At 45.0% G+C, this 16805-nt stretch carries 15 protein-coding genes; 11 read left to right on the forward strand and 4 right to left on the reverse strand.

Annotated elements, in window-relative coordinates:
* The 3 genes from ACEW8S_RS11785 to hisIE form a co-directional block, all read left to right on the forward strand.
* Positions 1-783, forward strand: a 783-nt coding sequence (locus tag ACEW8S_RS11785; protein WP_373518346.1) for a HisA/HisF-related TIM barrel protein, incomplete at its 5' end; no start/stop codon positions are given.
* A 70-nt stretch (positions 784-853) separates the two neighbouring features.
* The gene (hisF, locus tag ACEW8S_RS11790; RefSeq protein WP_373518347.1) at positions 854-1609 is read left to right on the forward strand and encodes an imidazole glycerol phosphate synthase subunit HisF; all 756 of its coding nucleotides are present in this window, start codon (positions 854-856) and stop codon (positions 1607-1609) included.
* A 14-nt stretch (positions 1610-1623) separates the two neighbouring features.
* Positions 1624-2394, forward strand: coding sequence for a bifunctional phosphoribosyl-AMP cyclohydrolase/phosphoribosyl-ATP diphosphatase HisIE (gene hisIE / locus ACEW8S_RS11795; RefSeq protein ID WP_373518348.1), 771 nt, complete (start codon positions 1624-1626; stop codon positions 2392-2394).
* A gap of 38 nt (positions 2395-2432) precedes the next feature.
* Here the strand turns inward: hisIE and ACEW8S_RS11800 are convergent, their stop codons facing one another.
* On the reverse strand, positions 2433-3647 hold the full coding sequence (locus ACEW8S_RS11800) for a DUF418 domain-containing protein (RefSeq protein WP_373518349.1): 1215 nt from the start codon (positions 3645-3647) through the stop codon (positions 2433-2435).
* A 256-nt stretch (positions 3648-3903) separates the two neighbouring features.
* On the opposite strand from ACEW8S_RS11800, the gene ACEW8S_RS11805 reads away from it, so the two are divergent.
* From ACEW8S_RS11805 to ACEW8S_RS11820, 4 genes are all read left to right on the forward strand, one after another.
* On the forward strand, positions 3904-5052 hold the full coding sequence (locus tag ACEW8S_RS11805; RefSeq protein WP_373518350.1) for a hypothetical protein: 1149 nt from the start codon (positions 3904-3906) through the stop codon (positions 5050-5052).
* Between the two features lie 190 nt (positions 5053-5242).
* Positions 5243-6640, forward strand: coding sequence for a Gfo/Idh/MocA family protein (locus ACEW8S_RS11810; RefSeq protein WP_373518351.1), 1398 nt, complete (start codon positions 5243-5245; stop codon positions 6638-6640).
* A gap of 126 nt (positions 6641-6766) precedes the next feature.
* Positions 6767-7933: a VWA domain-containing protein gene (locus tag ACEW8S_RS11815; protein ID WP_373518352.1), complete on the forward strand. Its 1167-nt coding sequence runs from the start codon at positions 6767-6769 to the stop codon at positions 7931-7933.
* 107 nt (positions 7934-8040) lie between these two features.
* Positions 8041-9510: an AAA family ATPase gene (locus tag ACEW8S_RS11820; RefSeq protein ID WP_373518353.1), complete on the forward strand. Its 1470-nt coding sequence runs from the start codon at positions 8041-8043 to the stop codon at positions 9508-9510.
* Positions 9511-9523: 13 nt separating this feature from the next.
* Here ACEW8S_RS11820 and ACEW8S_RS11825 read toward each other — a convergent pair whose 3' ends face one another.
* A complete protein-coding gene (locus ACEW8S_RS11825) occupies positions 9524-11020 on the reverse strand; it encodes an ATP-binding protein (protein ID WP_373518354.1) in 1497 nt (498 codons plus the stop codon).
* Positions 11017-11715: a response regulator transcription factor gene (locus ACEW8S_RS11830; protein ID WP_373518355.1), complete on the reverse strand. Its 699-nt coding sequence runs from the start codon at positions 11713-11715 to the stop codon at positions 11017-11019. The genes ACEW8S_RS11825 and ACEW8S_RS11830 overlap by 4 nt, the downstream gene beginning before the upstream one ends.
* Before the next feature lie 242 nt (positions 11716-11957).
* Here ACEW8S_RS11830 and ACEW8S_RS11835 point away from each other — a divergent pair, with 242 nt between their 5' ends.
* The gene (locus ACEW8S_RS11835; RefSeq protein ID WP_373518356.1) at positions 11958-13466 is read left to right on the forward strand and encodes a spondin domain-containing protein; all 1509 of its coding nucleotides are present in this window, start codon (positions 11958-11960) and stop codon (positions 13464-13466) included.
* A gap of 80 nt (positions 13467-13546) precedes the next feature.
* Here ACEW8S_RS11835 and ACEW8S_RS11840 read toward each other — a convergent pair whose 3' ends face one another.
* Positions 13547-14029, reverse strand: coding sequence for a hypothetical protein (locus ACEW8S_RS11840; protein WP_373518357.1), 483 nt, complete (start codon positions 14027-14029; stop codon positions 13547-13549).
* 181 nt (positions 14030-14210) lie between these two features.
* Here ACEW8S_RS11840 and truA point away from each other — a divergent pair, with 181 nt between their 5' ends.
* The 3 genes from truA (at position 14211) to ACEW8S_RS11855 (ending at position 16796) form a co-directional block, all read left to right on the forward strand.
* On the forward strand, positions 14211-15020 hold the full coding sequence (gene truA, locus ACEW8S_RS11845) for a tRNA pseudouridine(38-40) synthase TruA (protein WP_373518358.1): 810 nt from the start codon (positions 14211-14213) through the stop codon (positions 15018-15020).
* A gap of 74 nt (positions 15021-15094) precedes the next feature.
* Positions 15095-16186, forward strand: a complete 1092-nt coding sequence (gene corA, locus ACEW8S_RS11850) for a magnesium/cobalt transporter CorA (RefSeq protein WP_373518359.1) — start codon at positions 15095-15097, stop codon at positions 16184-16186.
* Between the two features lie 103 nt (positions 16187-16289).
* Positions 16290-16796 carry a hypothetical protein gene (locus ACEW8S_RS11855; RefSeq protein WP_373518360.1) on the forward strand — a complete coding sequence of 169 codons (507 nt, stop codon included), beginning with the start codon at positions 16290-16292 and terminating at the stop codon, positions 16794-16796.
* Positions 16797-16805: the final 9 nt, after the last annotated feature.

Genomic DNA, 16805 nt, shown 5'->3' on the forward strand with positions numbered 1-16805 from the left:
ATCATAGACGGAAAGTGTGTACGGCTTGTAAAGGGCGACTACGGCACTAAAAAAATCTACAACGAAAATCCTTTGGAGGTCGCCAAGCAGTTTGAAGCGCATGGCATCGAATACTTGCATCTGGTCGATCTAGACGGCGCAAAGTCCAAACACATTGTCAACCACAAAGTCTTGGAACAAATTGCATCGAAGACCACCTTAAAAATCGACTTTGGCGGCGGACTAAAAACCGATGACGATTTGCGCATCGCCTTTGAAAGCGGGGCTATGCAAATTACCGGTGGAAGTATAGCCGTTAAGGATAGGGATACTTTCGTTGGATGGATCGAAAAGTATGGCCCCGAAAAAATAATACTAGGCGCCGATGCCAAGGATGAAAAGGTGGCGGTTTCGGGATGGCAGGAGGAATCGACCGAAGAATTGATTCCATTTATAACATCCTATCAAGAAAAAGGGATTCACTATGTAATCTGCACCGATATTGCCAAGGATGGTATGTTGGAAGGGCCTTCGTTCGATTTGTATCGAAAAATACTCGAAATGTCAGTTCGAGCACCTCGACTACGCTCGGCACAGGCGCAGTCGAGAACCGATGGCCTCTCGAGTGGGCTCGAGATGACCCCGGAACTAAAATTAATAGCATCCGGTGGAATATCTACTTTTGACGAACTTCCTAAATTGGCAGAAATAGGTTGCGAAGGAACAATAATTGGCAAAGCGATTTACGAGAACCGCATCAGCTTGAAACAATTGGAAAGTTATATAGTACATCGTATTAGCTAAGTTACAAAGTACTCGAACCTTACAGACCGAAACACAATATTCTCATTACTAGGTGCTAAATACCAAAAAAATGCTAGCAAAAAGAATCATCCCCTGCCTAGATATCAAAGACGGCCGCACCGTAAAGGGCGTTAACTTCGTAGATTTGCGCGATGCCGGGGATCCGGTCGAACTTGCGGAAATCTACAGTAGGGAAGGTGCCGATGAACTGGTATTTCTTGATATTTCCGCTACGGAACAAAAACGGAAAACATTAGCGGAACTAGTCTATCACGTTGCCGAAAAGGTCAATATTCCCTTTACGGTCGGCGGTGGCATTTCATCTGTGGAAGATGTAGACATACTCTTGCAAAATGGAGCGGACAAGGTTTCCATCAATTCCTCGGCAGTCAAGAATCCGCAATTGATCAATGATCTGGTGGCGAAATTCGGCTCGCAGTGTATCGTGGTCGCTATCGATGCCAAGCAAATTGATGGGGAATGGATCGTACATCTTGTGGGCGGGAAAGTCCCGACCGAACGCAAGCTCTTCGAATGGGCCAAGGAAGTCGAGGAACGCGGTGCCGGGGAAATCCTCTTTACCTCCATGGACCATGACGGTACCAAAGACGGATTTGCCAATGAAGCCTTGGCCCGTTTATCAACGGAATTGAACATCCCAATAATAGCTTCAGGAGGAGCCGGAAACATGCAACATTTCGCGGATACCTTTACCATAGGAAAATCGGACGCCGCATTGGCGGCCAGTGTATTCCATTTTAAGGAAATCGGGATTAAGGATTTAAAAGAAAATTTACAGAAAAACGGAATTCCCGTCAGACTATAAAATTGTCATTCCGAATGCAGTCGAGAGAAGGTCATCCCGGGGGTAGTCGAAAAAACGTCACCCCTTGCTTAGTCGAGAAATATCATCCCGAGCGCAGTCCAGAAGATGTCATCCCAAGCGCAGTAGAGGGCTTGGGAACACTTAAGTTTCTCGATTGCTATCGGATTAAGAAAAAAATTACCACTATGAAAATGGATTTCAACAAAAACCCAGACGGCCTAATACCGGCAATCATCCAAGACGCCACAACCAAAAACGTCTTAATGCTAGGTTATATGAACGAGGCCGCTTTGAAAAAAACCCAAGAAACTAAAAAAGTCACTTTTTTCAGCCGGTCCAAACAGCGTTTATGGACCAAAGGGGAGGAGAGCGGTAATTTTTTAAACTTGATAGATATCAAGAACGATTGCGATAATGATACCTTGTTGATATCCGTAAATCCCGAAGGTCCGACCTGCCATACCGGAAGCGATACCTGCTGGAACGGAGAGAACACCTCGAATTTCGGATTTCTATCGCAATTGGAAAATGTCATCCAACAGCGCCGCACATCATCCGACAGCAGCAAATCGTATGTAGCATCGCTGTTTGAAAAAGGCATCAACAAAATCGCACAAAAAGTAGGGGAAGAGGCGATAGAAACCATTATCGAAGCAAAAGACGATAATGACCGGCTCTTTTTATACGAGAGTGCGGACTTATTTTTTCACTATTTGATTTTACTTCAGGCCAAGGGCTTTACCTTGAAGGATATTGAGGCGGAATTAAAATTCCGGGAAAAATAGATGCGTGGCGTACCCTTGATATTTCGTCCATTTTAAGTTCATCGATTCTTCCGCATCGAGAATATTTTGAAAAAGGTAAGGCTGCGCCATAGCCACTCAAGCGGTCCGTACTTAAAATGCACCAGCCAAAATTTACTGAACCATACCTGAACCGCGATAAGTAAAAGTGCCAATCCGAAGGTGTAGAGATGCCGCAGTTCCCCAATAAGTCCGATGCCCCAGCCGTATAGTAGTGCCGTACCGATTATACTCTGCAGGACATAATTTGTAAGGGCCATTCTACCATAGGGGGCGAAATTGGCGAGCCATTTCTCAGGTCGTGCTTTTCTGTAAAGAATGACGACGACCGCGATCCACATAAAGGTCATCGCCGTATTAGCGATATCCACGGCCGTCAAACCGGCCATGGCGGTCCAGTTGTCCAAAGCTATATTTTCGCCCAGACTGGCGAATGCGGCCGCACTTAGTATAAGGGCTACTACCAAAACGATGCTTGACCAAATAAGCAAACGTTTGGTAAAGGCTTTTTCTTCCCTGAAATTTTTGAAAAAATCGGAGCGGCCGGCATACAGGCCTATTAGAAAGAAGGCGAAGGTAAAATAGCCCCTTCCGAAGAAACCGAACTGAAAATCCCATTTATGGCGATGGCCGTCAACGGCATTGGCCTTGAAAACATCAAGTAAGGTCCCGTTTTTTAGTGTCCCGTAATAATCCGATATCCAAGAGGCATTCGGCGAGATATCGATCGGCCCTCCCCAAATACTGTCCCCTTTGGTAATCGAGAATACAATGATTCTACCCAAACCAAGGAACAGCACAACGGCGAATCCTATCACCCATTTGGTATCCATCCTATAAAAAGGAATCAACAGGACACCTAAAAATGCATAAATCGTTAAAATATCCCCCCGATAAAAAAGGCTATGGGCGTAACCGATGAGCAGTAGAACGAACAACCGCCATAAAAATCTGGGCCCGAAATTGATTCCCTTTTTGACACCATTATCCATTTGAATAAAAAAACTGAGTCCAAAAAGAAAGGAGAACAAGGCAATAAATTTACCCCTGAGAAAAAAGAATATGAGTCCGTCGAGAACAGTATCGATCGCACCGGGGTTCACCGCTGTGTTGAAAGCTTCGGGCGCAGGGGCGCCGATGAAATTTTCTACCATATGGCAGATGACGATACCTGCCAAAGCGATACCGCGCATTGCATCTATGATTTCAATTCTAGGCGGTTTATTTGTAGACACGCTGTTTATTTTTAATTGGGGAACAGCAATAATCAAATGGGGGGAGACGAACGGATCACTCTAAATGTGAAAAATACAAAATTTTGGAACATCACTATGGTGTTTACATTGAAAATATATTAAAACCCCGTGGAGCGCTTGTTCATAAACAATATATCGATGAACGGGTATTTGGGAGTGGGAATTATTTGGTTACTTTGTTCACTTTCCCATATTATTTTCTAATTTAGAAGGGAAAGAAAATGAAATAGTAGCCATGGGTCCAGAAAATAATTCATCAAAGAATACCGGACCGGGGAAGCCGGATAAAAATCTAGAAAACAAGGCATCGAATACCGACGACCGATTTCAGATAAAAATGAATTTTGGTGAGCAAGATGAAGAGGATAGTGTTGTGGATGGGGTAGAAGCCCAAAGAAAGGTAGAACTTAGCGATAAAGCCAAGGCCAAGAAAAGGGGAGACAAATCGACATGGCTTGAGGAAGAACCGGAAGCCAAGAAAAGTGTAGAAGCAGAGATAAAAGAAAGAGAGGAAGCTCAAGCCAGGAATAGGGCCGAAGAGGAGAAAATACAAAAGGACAATGCCGAGGTTAAAAGGATAATCCAAGAGGAGCAAAGTCGTAAGGAGGCAGCTGAGGCTAAAAGAAAAACGCAAGAAGAAAATAAAGTAAAGAAAGCAGCGGCAGCCATTAAACTAAGGGACGAAGAATGGAGGAAATTTAAGGAAGAAGCGGATGCCAGAGCGAATTCGGGATCTGTGAATCGTCTTGAATATACCAGAGAAACTAATGAAAGTTCTGAAAAAACACCACCTATCAAGAACAGGGACCGAAAAAGAAAAGTTTTGGTCACACTCTTGATCGCGGCCCTCGCCATTACAGTACTATGGATTTTTTCAGTGTTTAATGAAGGTACTGAAAGACAAACGCCGGTAGTACCAAAAAATGAAGCAACTGAGATAGAGGATGTTAGTGTTACGCCAGAACCAGAACCAGAACCTGATGCGGCGAATCAAGAAGTGCCTTTTTCAAATCTTGGGATAGGAGACGCCTTTGAGGGAGGTATTGTTTTCATAGTTGACCCATCTAGCAAAACTGGCAAAGTTGCTTATTCTAAAGACGTTGGACCTATGCCATGGAAAAACGCCATGAACATTCATGGGCAATTAGGAGAGGGATGGCGACTGCCGACAATGGATGAATTAGGTGAAATGTACCGGAACATTGGCCAAGGCGCCAACAATAGTGGTCAATTTTCAGATGATTTGTATTGGAGTGCCACCCCCTACGACACCTATCAGGCACGACTCTTACGATTTAGTGACGGCAATACTTCGTTTCATTACAATAACAGCGTATCTGACCGAAAATTTCTGGTCAGGGCGGTTCGTGATTTTAGTCGTTAGAATTACTTCACCACCAGACTACAAAGAACTTCTCGAACTCCGTTTCCGATTTCCGAATCCAGACCATCGGCGCATTTTCTTTGTCCTGTTTTTAAGCGTTATGACGAAATTCAACAAAACTTTTTTATCTTGTAGTCCATTTCAAGTACCAATGAACTCGACTTGAGTTCTATAAAACAAAACAGGACACATGAATTCAAACAGAAGAAATTTTCTTAAAAAAACTTCATTAGTAGGAGCGGGACTCGCTTTGACGCCAAGCATTTCAAAAGCCAATATATTCTCGCAAAATAGGGCTTCCAGTGCACAATATATGGGTGGATTCGCCGCCCCAAAATTAGATACCGTACGTTTTGCCTTTATAGGTGTCGGTGCCCGTGGATCCGGGCATGCCAAACAGATTGCATCTATCGAGGGTACCGAAATAGTCGCTATTTCAGATCTCTACGAAGACCTGGCTAAAAAGTCCGTAGAAGCCTGCAAAGAACAGGGTAAAGGGCAAAGACATCAAAATATCAAACTGTATACGAACGGGGAGAACGATTGGAAAAACATGCTCGAAGAGCAAAAACCGGATGCCGTAATCATAGCCACGCCTTGGAAACTGCATGCGCCAATGGCCGTTGGCGCCATGAACGCGGGAACCCATGCCTTTGTCGAGGTGCCCTTGGCCCTTACCGTGGAAGAAATGTGGCAGTTGGTCGACGTCTCGGAAAAGACCAAGAAACACTGCATGATGATGGAGAACGTCAACTACGGTCGTGAAGAGCTATTGTATCTTAACATGTGCCGACAGGGAGTGATCGGCGAACTACTGCATGGTGAAGCAGCCTATATTCATGAACTAAGGTCGCAGATGGAAGAAGTCGAACGCGGTACCGGGTCTTGGCGAACCCCACATTATGCACATCGCAACGGAAATCTGTACCCTACCCATGGCTTGGGACCGGTTGCCCAATATATGAATATCGCTAGGGGAGATGATAATTTTAAATTCATGAATTCCTTTTCATCCCCGGCCAAAGGGCGTGCGCTATATGCAAGGGAGAATTTCCCTGCAGATCATAAGTGGAATCAACTGGATTTTAAAGGCGGGGATATCAATACCTCTATCATAAAAACCGAAATGGGCCGTACCATCATGGTGAAATGGGACGAAACCAGTCCGCGTCCGTATTCAAGGCATAACCTGATTCAGGGAACCAAGGGCACCTTGGCCGGATTCCCCAATCGGGTCGCCCTCGAAGGTGGTATCGAGGGGGTCACTGAAAACCATCATGAGTGGGCCGAAGGCGATGGTCTGCAAAAGATCTATGAAAAATACGAGCATCCGTTATACAAACGTCTTGGTGAACTCGCCACAAAAATGGGCGGACATGGCGGAATGGATTTTATGATGCTCTATCGTATCGTGGAATGTTTGCGTAAAGGGGAACCTTTGGATCAGAACCTATATGAGGGCTGTCTTTGGAGTGCGGTCGGCCCCTTAAGCGAAGCTTCGGTTGCCACGAACGGCGCCCCACAAGAATTCCCGGATTTTACCAGGGGTTCGTGGAAAAAGACCGATGCCCTGGCGATTATCAGTTAATCAGGGAAATTTCCGATGAAATGGATCGATGCAACATCTATCCATTTTTGTTTAAGCAAACTGGTACAACCGTTAACATTTCCTAAAAAAGAGGATGTTCACAGCTAATTGTATTATTTTTATATAATGGCTATGAACACAAGGCAAGGGTTTCGGTTTTCTACCTATGAAGCATCGGAGCAAACTCCCTTCGAGAAACTTTTCGATATTTTTCAAGAACTCATCACCCATACCTCGGGCGATTTCGACGAGGCCATCGATTGGCTGCGCGAGCTGGACAAGGAGTATGAACTCACCGATGACGAATACACGATAGATGATTTTATTGAGGAACTGAAAGCGAAAGGATTCATTCGTGAGGAGTTCGAGGATGGCGGCGGACAGATGGGCGATGGTGAAGATGGCGAGGATGGTGATGGTAATGGCAAGGGAAGTATTTCCATTACCGCCAAGATGGAACGTATTATCCGCCAACGGGCCTTAGATCAGATTTTTGGAAAGCTCAAACGCAGCGGTGCCGGCAACCACAAGACCGGAAAATCGGGCCAAGGCGATGAACATACCGGAGATTTACGGGAATATCGCTATGGTGACGGTCTGGAGCATATCTCCATGACCGAAAGCCTAAAAAATGCGCAAGTCAATCACGGTATCGGTAATTTTAACCTCAGTGAAGAGGATTTGGTGGTTGAAGACACCCAGTATAAGGCCCAGATGAGCACGGTACTTATGATCGATATTAGCCATAGTATGATTCTCTATGGCGAAGATCGGATTACTCCCGCTAAAAAAGTCGCGATGGCCCTTGCCGAACTGATCACTACCCGCTATCCAAAAGATACGTTGGATATTCTGGTCTTCGGGAATGACGCCTGGCCTATTCCCATCAAAGATCTACCCTATCTCAAGGTTGGCCCTTATCATACCAATACGGTAGCCGGATTACAATTGGCCATGGACATGCTCCGCCGAAAGCGCAACACCAACAAACAAATTTTTATGATTACCGATGGCAAGCCCAGTTGTTTAAGGCATCCCGACGGTACTTACTATAAAAACAGCGTCGGATTGGACGATTACATTATAGAAAAATGCTACAACATGGCCCGACAGGCCCGTAAGCTGCACATTCCTATAACTACGTTTATGATTGCCCAAGACCCGTATCTGATGCAATTTATCCGTCATTTCACGGAAGCCAATAAAGGCAAGGCATTTTTCACGGGATTAAAGGGATTGGGTGAAATGATCTTTGAGGATTATGAGTCTAACCGGAGGAAAAGGCTGAAATGAGGCACGAGCTACGAAACCAGCCTGCCACAGGCTAGTAGGTATGAAGTGAAAAAACCTGCATGTCGGCGGGCAGGGAGAATAGAATATAGAGAAGAGACTTAAAAAATATGAATTTGAATCACAAAGAAATCAATACCCTCGGTGAATTAAAAGCCGCAGGCTATCAAACCAAGACTATCAAAAACGAACTCAGGGACAACCTGAGGGAAAAAATCAAAAAAGGCGAAGAAACGTTCCAAGGTGTTTGGGGCTACGAAGACTCTGTAATTCCAGAATTGGAGCGGGCCATTTTATCACGCCACAATATCAATTTACTCGGACTTCGCGGACAAGCAAAAACCCGCTTGGCAAGGCTGATGGTCTATTTGTTGGACAAATGGATTCCCGTTGTCGATGGTTCCGAAATCAACGATGATCCCTTAAAACCGATGTCCAGATATGCCAGGGAGCTAATCAAGGAAAAAGGGGACGATACCCCGATTTCCTGGTTGCACCGGGAAGAACGTTTTTATGAAAAACTGGCTACCCCAGATGTGACCGTAGCAGATTTAATTGGCGACGTAGACCCGATAAAAGCGGCCAACCTCAAATTGTCCTACGCCGACGACCGGGTAATCCATTTCGGAATGATTCCCCGTGCGAACCGCTGTATCTTTGTTATCAACGAGCTGCCCGATCTACAGGCCCGAATCCAAGTTTCCCTATTTAATATTTTGGAGGAAGGCGATATCCAGATCCGTGGTTTCAAGTTGCGTTTGCCCTTGGATATTCAATTCGTATTCACCGCCAACCCGGAGGATTATACGAATCGCGGAAGCATAGTAACCCCTCTAAAAGATAGGATAGGGTCGCAGATTTTGACGCATTATCCCGATGATATTGCGACCGCACGTAAAATAACGGCACAAGAATCCAAATTGGACAAACGCCAAACCGATGCCGTTTATGTACCGGATATCGCCAAAGATCTTTTGGAACAGATCAGTTTCGAGGCCCGTAGCAGTGAATATGTAGATGCGAAAAGTGGCGTCAGTGCCCGTACCAGTATTACCGCTTTTGAAAACCTGTTGAGTACTGCCGAACGTAGGGCGCTGCTGAACGGGGCCGAAAAAACTATGGTCCGATTGAGCGACTTTGTGGGCGTTGTTCCGGCCATTACGGGTAAGATCGAATTGGTCTATGAAGGCGAACAGGAAGGTGCCGATGCCGTTGCCGCCATCCTTATAGATGATGCGGTGAAGTCTCTCTTCCCGGAATATTTTCCAAAAATCGAAAAACTCCAGAAGAAGGATGCCGAAACCCCGTACGATGAACTGGTACATTGGTTTTTTCAGGGAGAAGGTTTCGAGTTGCTCGACGACTTTACGGACGAGGAATACAAACGGGCGTTAGATCGTATTCCACAATTGAACCTATTGATTGCGCAATACCAGCCCGATTTCCCGGAAGCGGACGTTTATTTCTTGAAAGAACTGTTGCTCTGGGGATTGGTGGCCCATAAGAAATTGAGCAAGAACCGCTTTTCTGAGGGATATCAGTTCAAGGATCTGTACGGGAGTTTTATTAGCGGGCTGTAAAAAGTGGATCCCATCATGCCTGTTGGTAGGCAGGCAGGTTGAAAATAAAAGAACTTCCTTTTTTAGGTTTGCTCAATACCGTAATGGTGGTATCGTGCAGTTCCATAATTTTTTTGACGATGGCGAGGCCAAGACCATGCCCCTGTTTATCGTTGCTTTTTTCGGCCTGTTTGTAGCGGTCGAAGATGAAGGGCTGTTCGTTTACGGGTATTCCCGTGCCGGTATCCGTAATCTTTATTTCTACATTACTTCCCTTCTTATCCAGTGATAGGATAACCCTTCCCTTGGGTTCGGTGTATTTTAATGCGTTTTCAATAAGGTTTTGTAAAGCCCTTTCCACAAGACTGACATCGGCGAAAACCATGCAGTTTTCTTTGGGATCGTTCAATTCTAAGGTGATTTCTTTCTGTTCCGCCAAGAATTTGAACTTGGCGATCAGATCGTACGACAGTTCGGTAATCGAAAAAGGTTCCTTGACCGGGGTGACCTGTTCCGCCTCTAATTTGGAATATTCGAACAACTGGTTGATCAGGTTCGATAGCTTGTCCACATTGGTATGGGTAATTTGCAGGTATTCGTCCTTTTCCGTTTCCGATAGGGTATCCCGTTTCATTTGCAAGGTCTCGATGTAGCCTTTTAAAACGGCGAGGGGAGTTCTCAGGTCGTGGGATACATTAGCTATCAATTCCCTTCTCAGCAGGTCGACGGAAGCCATCTGGTCCATATTGCCTACAATACTATCCGCCATTTCATTAAAGGATTTTGCGAAAACCTCAATATCCGATTTTTCCGGATTACCGATCCTTGCGTTGAGGTCTCCATCGTGGAATCTTCGTACCGTAACGGTAATCAAACGTAGGTTCTTGGTCAGGAACCAGATACTGACCAATCCGATAATGGCGGCAAAAAGCATGGTCAGTCCTATGGCGCCAACGCCTAATCTGGCAAAATAGGGACCCATAAGGTTATCGCTGATCGCCTGCAGTTTTTTTCCGGCAAGGATGATGTACATATATCCCTCGTGATTGTCCACACTGTAAGGTGCCGCGGAAAATATTTTCCCTTCCCCGGGATTTCGCGGGTCATCCCCCAAAATATAGTTCTCTCCGCCGTTTTGGATAAAAGACCGAATGGGCCCTAGCGAAACGCTTTTTGCGGGTTCATTGGGATTTTGGTTCAACACGACGGAGTAAAGAATAGTGCCGGTACCATCCAACAAATAGACCTCGATACCTTGGTTTACGGCCATCATATCGTGCATAAGGTCTCCGAAGAGTGCCTTGTTCACGCTGCCATCGGTTAAAAACGGCGAGGCATCCTTAAACTTTTCAGTGATGACATGCTGTGCGACATCGGCATTGGTACGCTGCACCGTGGCCTGATTGTGACGGTTCGCAAAATAGACCGTAATGATTATATAGGATGCCCCCATGAGCAACACCAGCAGAATAAAGGCTATCCATAATTTTTTGACCAGCCGTGGGGTCAAGGTTTTTTCCGCGCCGCTCATAGAATGATATCTTCGTTAAATTTATAGCCGACGCCCCAAGTGGTGAGAATATAATTGGGATGGGCCATATCGGATTCTATTTTGGCTCTAAGCCTGTTGATATGCGAATTGACCGTATGTTCATATCCATCGAAGTTATAGCCCCAAATAATGTTCAGAAGCTCCGTACGCGAATAGTTCCTACCGGGATTGGAGGCCATGAGCACGAGCAGTTCGAATTCCTTGGGCGATAGTTCGACCTTGTGGTCGTCGAGCAATACCTTTCTTTTGTCGATATCTATAAAAAGGCCTTCTGCCGAAATCGAGGATGTATCCTTTTCCTCATCCTTCCTGTTGTCCGTCCGGCGCATTACGGCTTTGATCCTCGCTAGCAGTTCCCGAATACTAAAGGGTTTGGAAATATAGTCGTCCGCCCCGATTTCCAGGCCCAGTACCCGATCTATCTCCTCAGTTCTCGCCGTCAACATGATTACGGGCGTATTCTTTTTGGCCCGTACCTTTTTGCAGATCTCGATACCGTCAATGGTGGGCAGCGTCAGATCCAACAATATAAGGTCGTAGTCATTGTTCAGGGCCATGTCAAGACCTTCGCCGCCGTCGGTCGCCTTCGAGGTGGTATATATGAGGTCGGTGAGGTGAATTTCCAGAAGCTTGATGATTTCGAGATCATCCTCTATAATCAATATTTTTTTCATAAATCGAGTCTACGAATGAAGATAAAAAGTATCACACAACTATCACAAATTACGCAAATCATCCGTATCAATGCATCATAATCGCAAGAATAACCTTGTTTTACGGGTAAAGCGTTAAGAATACTAAGCCACAGTATCCATTTTTTTGCGAATGTTACGGAATAGAATCTTTTTGTGATACCTCTGTTACTTTTAAAAAGTAAATTACGGCTTAATCTTTAAAACAATAAAATAGTATGAAAATGAACAAAGTACGCTTGTCCATTATTGGCGGAACCCTGTTGACGTTTATGGCATGTTCCAAAACCGACACTCCTGTTGAACCGGAAGTTGAGGTGATCGCCCAAGGAGATTCCAACGAATCGCCGACGGAAAGTTCAAACGAAAGCTCCGAAGTGGAACCCGCCAACGCGGAGTTTACCGTGACCATCGAGAACGTGGTTACGCCCAAGCCCATTTTTCAAAGTGGGGTGTTTGCCGTTCCTGTAGGTGGGACCGATCCCGCGCCTTTGTTTCCCGGGGATGCCTATGAATTCGAAATCGATGCCGGTCCCCATGTACTTCCCGGCGATGGCGGTACGCGACTATCGTTCGTGACCATGTTCGTGCAATCGAACGATCTGTTCTTTGCACCTGATGAAAAGGGAATAGCCCTTTATAATGAGGACGGGAGCCCTGTTTGTGGTAATGATACGTTGGACGTTACCGATCAAGTGCTTCTCTGGGACGCTGGTACCGAGGTGAATGAGCCTACCGGCGGTCCGAATCAAAAACCGCAACAAGCTCCGGATGCCGAAGATCAAGGGGAGGATGAAAACGGGGTGGTGACCGAGATTACAAACAACAGTTGCTCTTTTGGCAACGAACTGCCCAATACCGATGAGGTTATTAAAGTGACCTTGGAATATATAGGTCCCGCCAAGTTCAAGGTGTATATCAAAAACGTTTCCGATGGTATGACCATTGCTACCCCTGCGAAAGGAGAAGGTGCTACTGCACCGGTCCCCGTTTCACCGGGCGTTTATGCCGTTCACACGATGCCCGCACCTTTCTTCGTAGAAGGCGAGGCAGCTTCGGGCGCCGGACTTGTGGCTAGTGCCGAAGGCGTGGAGAACATTGCCGAAGATGGTTTTCCCGAGGCCTTGGCCATGGATACCAAAGCAGCCACCGGTTTGATCGTACCGCTATCTCCCGGTGCCTGGGCCATTCATGAGGAAGGTGTTCAACCGATTTATATGATCGATATTCCGGATTATGGGGAAGGGCTTGAAGGTGTGGCCGAAGATGGGGTGCCTACCCTATTGGCCGCTTCCTTAGCGGGGAAAGAGGGCGTTAAATTCTCGGGCGCGTTCGATACCGCGGTTGGAGCTTCAGAACCAGGAGCCATAGGACCGGGCGGTAGCTATCAGTTTACCTGTGGAGGTGCCGATGGCGATTACCTTTCACTGGCGACCATGTTCGTTCAGAGCAACGATTGGTTCTATTCCTTTGCCCCGGATGGTATTCCCTTGTTTAAGGATGGCGCACCCATTAGCGGTGACGTAACGGAATATGTGTATTTATACGATGCCGGAACGGAGGCGGACGAATATCCCGGAGCAGGACTGTTTCAGGTCATCCGGCAGACCGGTGCTGATTCCGGCGACGCTGACCCGAACGAAAACGTACGTTTGATCAATCCCGATGACATCCCGAATATTCCCGCCAATGCCCAAGTCATCAAAGTAAGTATCGAGGCCACTTCCAAGTAGTTCCTATCAAATTGAAAAAGAGAATTTTATGCAAAAGCCCGGCTATTTGGCCGGGTTTTTTACTGCACTACGATTCTATTTTACTCCCAAGTATCGATATGCTGGTTCATATCATCGAATTTGTACTCGCCGACCATTTCTTTACGATACTGGATGGCTAATATCGTTAGCACCAAAAGAAGCAAGTGTAAGACGAAAATTGAAATACCCAGTGGCAGAAAAGTAACGGGCATTACATAATTTACGAATTCATCATAACTAGTAAGCGTGTACAAGATTTCGGAGGTTTTGAACACATAGATCAAAAATGCGGCATAGAGCATATATTCAATATTTCGCATGAGTGGATCGGTCAGTTCATTCTCGGTAATCTTGAACTTCAAAACATATAAAAAGGTAAAATGTATCAAGGTAATCACCGGAAATACATAGTTCTCGGGCTTTAGAAAGAAAAAATTATTCGTGTAGAGACCATAAAAATCAAAAATGATAAGCAGGGCCAACACTGCGACGGAGAAATGAATAGTCCGTTTCCAGGACATAATTTTAAAAATGGAATTCATAGCGGCAATTTTCAGGGATTGGGTACTCAATCGATTCGATGGTTCTCGCTAAGCTAAAAACGTCATTAGGCTGCCCTTTATTTAAAAAATTCGATAAACTGCAGATTTTGTAGTCAGGTTCCTAAAATTCGATGGGAAAATACCGAAATTTCTTTCATAAATTAAACAAAAATTAAAAAACGTGCAAAACGCAAATCACTCGTACTTGATACGTATCCAATATTTAGGATTTCGCTACAGCGGATGGCAAATACAGCCCGGACAGCGCACCGTTGAAGGAATGGTATCAAAAACCTTAAAATTTGTCCTACCGGGCGAAGCTTTCAAAATTCTTGGTGCGGGCAGAACGGATGCCAAGGTTTCCGCATTGGATATGACCTTTGAACTTTTTTTATATACTGCCTTGGAGGATACGGAAAGCTTCCTCGCCTTTTTGAATAAGAACCTTCCTCCGGATATCCGGGTGATGTCCATCGATCCGATATCCCGAAAATTCAATATCATCAAGGATGTAAAAACCAAAGAATATGTGTACCTGTTCTCTTTTGGCAAAAAAAACCATCCGTTCTGCGCCCCTTTTTTAGCCAATATATATGCTGACCTCGATATCTCTGTTATGAAAGAAGCGGCCCGACTTTTCGAGGGTGTCCATAATTTCTCGGCCTATACCGTAAAAGAAAGCCGAAAGATCGAGACAACACGCACCATAACGTCCTGTAAAATAAGAAGGAACACCTTGTTAAAAGCAAATTTTTTTCCGAAGAGAAGTTACGCCCTGTATGTCGAAGGCGTCGGATTTATGCGATACCAAGTGCGTATGATGATGGGGGCCCTGATTCAATTGGGAAGGGGAGAACTTACAGTATCCGATATCGAGGTTTCCCTTCAAGAAAATAATACCGTACTGCTTACCTATATTGCTCCCGGTTCGGGTTTGCTCATAAATCGATCGGAGTTTGATCTTTCAATGGAAAGCTTATCTAAAAAATAAATAGAAACACCCTTGTAAATTTCCTTTAACTTTATCATCCTAAAGTCCATTCATCCCTTAGAAACCCTAACTCCATGCGCAAAAGAAAGAAAATCGCTAAAATCTTGCCAAAGATGCCTTCGCGCTTCGATAAAAAAAAGGGGAAGGCACCAGGTACTATCACCTACATGGGGCGAAGGGAAAATCTAGAAAGCGTTGTAAATATTCTGGAGTACAACCAGAGCGAGTTAAACGTACACGCGCCGGCCAACGTAGAAGAAATTGTGGCCCATAAAGATCCGCCTATGATATCGTGGATAGATATCGTTGGGCTAAGCGATGAAGCTTTTATAGAACGGGTTGGGAAACGTTTCGGATTGAACTCGTTGGTAATGGAAGATGTCGTAAACACCCACCAACGCCCTAAGATTGACGAGTACGAACCTCATATTTTTGCAGTATTCAAAATGCTGTATATCAATGAAAACGGTGAACTGATCGGAGAACATGTCGCCTTGGTGCTTTTAGAAAACTGCGTACTTGTGTTTCAGGAATTGGAGGACGATGTTTTTACGGGAGTCCGTGATAGGGTCAGAAAAAAGTCCGGCCGCATCCGTTCCCGGGGAGCGGACTATCTCTTCTTTGCGCTTTTGGATGCTATAGTGGACAATTATTTTGCCGTACTCGAATACCTGAACGATAGCATAGAGGTATTGGAAGAAAAGGTTTATGCGGATCCCAGTCCCGAGGTGGCCCAGAAGATACAAGAATTGAAAAAGGAGGTATTGAGGGTCAGACGCTGGGTCAATCCCGTTAAGGAATTGGTCAGCCGATTGATCGAGACCGATCATCCTTTGATCGCCAAAGACACCAAAATCTTTCTTCGGGACGTACTCGACCATGCCATCGAAGTCAACGAAAGTATACAGATCTATCGCGAAATGTCGATGAGTCTTATGGAAATGTACATGAGCAACATGAGTAATAAAATGAACGAGGTGATGAAAGTGTTGACGATCATGGCGTCCATTTTTATCCCCCTAACTTTTATCGCGGGTATCTACGGCATGAATTTCGACCATATGCCCGAACTCCACTATGAATATGGGTATTACGTGGTGTGGGGAGTGATGATTGCATTATTTATAGGTATGATGGTTTATTTTAGAAGAAAAAATTGGATATAAGCATGTGGATACACCTCTTTGCCCGGCCTATAATTTGCCCAATTATTCACATTGCATTTTAATTTTCTGTTACTTTGTTCTCGAAACTAATAAAACAAATTATATGAAATCCATAGCTTTATCGATTTTCGCTGTTTTACTTTTCTCAATGGGATGGTTATGTGCCCAAAATCCCGTACGGGAAATTTCCCAAGAGACCACCGAAAAGAGATACGAAGTCTACGAAGAAGGCCAATTGGTCAAGAAATCGGTAAAGATACATACCGTAATTCGACAGGATGTTGAGTTCGATACGGTGGTAGAAAACGAAATCGATGCCCGTAGAATCGATACTCCCAAGCAAATTATCAAAACGGTAAGTATTGATAATGATAGGGATGCGGAGTACGACGAAACCATCAAATTCAGATATGCCTCGGATGCTAAAAAGGATTTTCTCGTGAATGTAAACGATGACGAGATATTCGAGGCATTGGAGAAAAGCAAATATTTGAATGTCAAGGATAATACGCACATGTCGGAGCAAAACCTGAACGAGATGATCGTAATTACGGGTGATGACGGAAAAGTAATCCAATTGATTTTGGAGGAACATGACTCGCAGGAATAAGTAGGATTT

The sequence above is a fragment of the Pricia sp. genome (genome assembly GCF_041745955.1).
Lineage (GTDB): Bacteria > Bacteroidota > Bacteroidia > Flavobacteriales > Flavobacteriaceae > Pricia.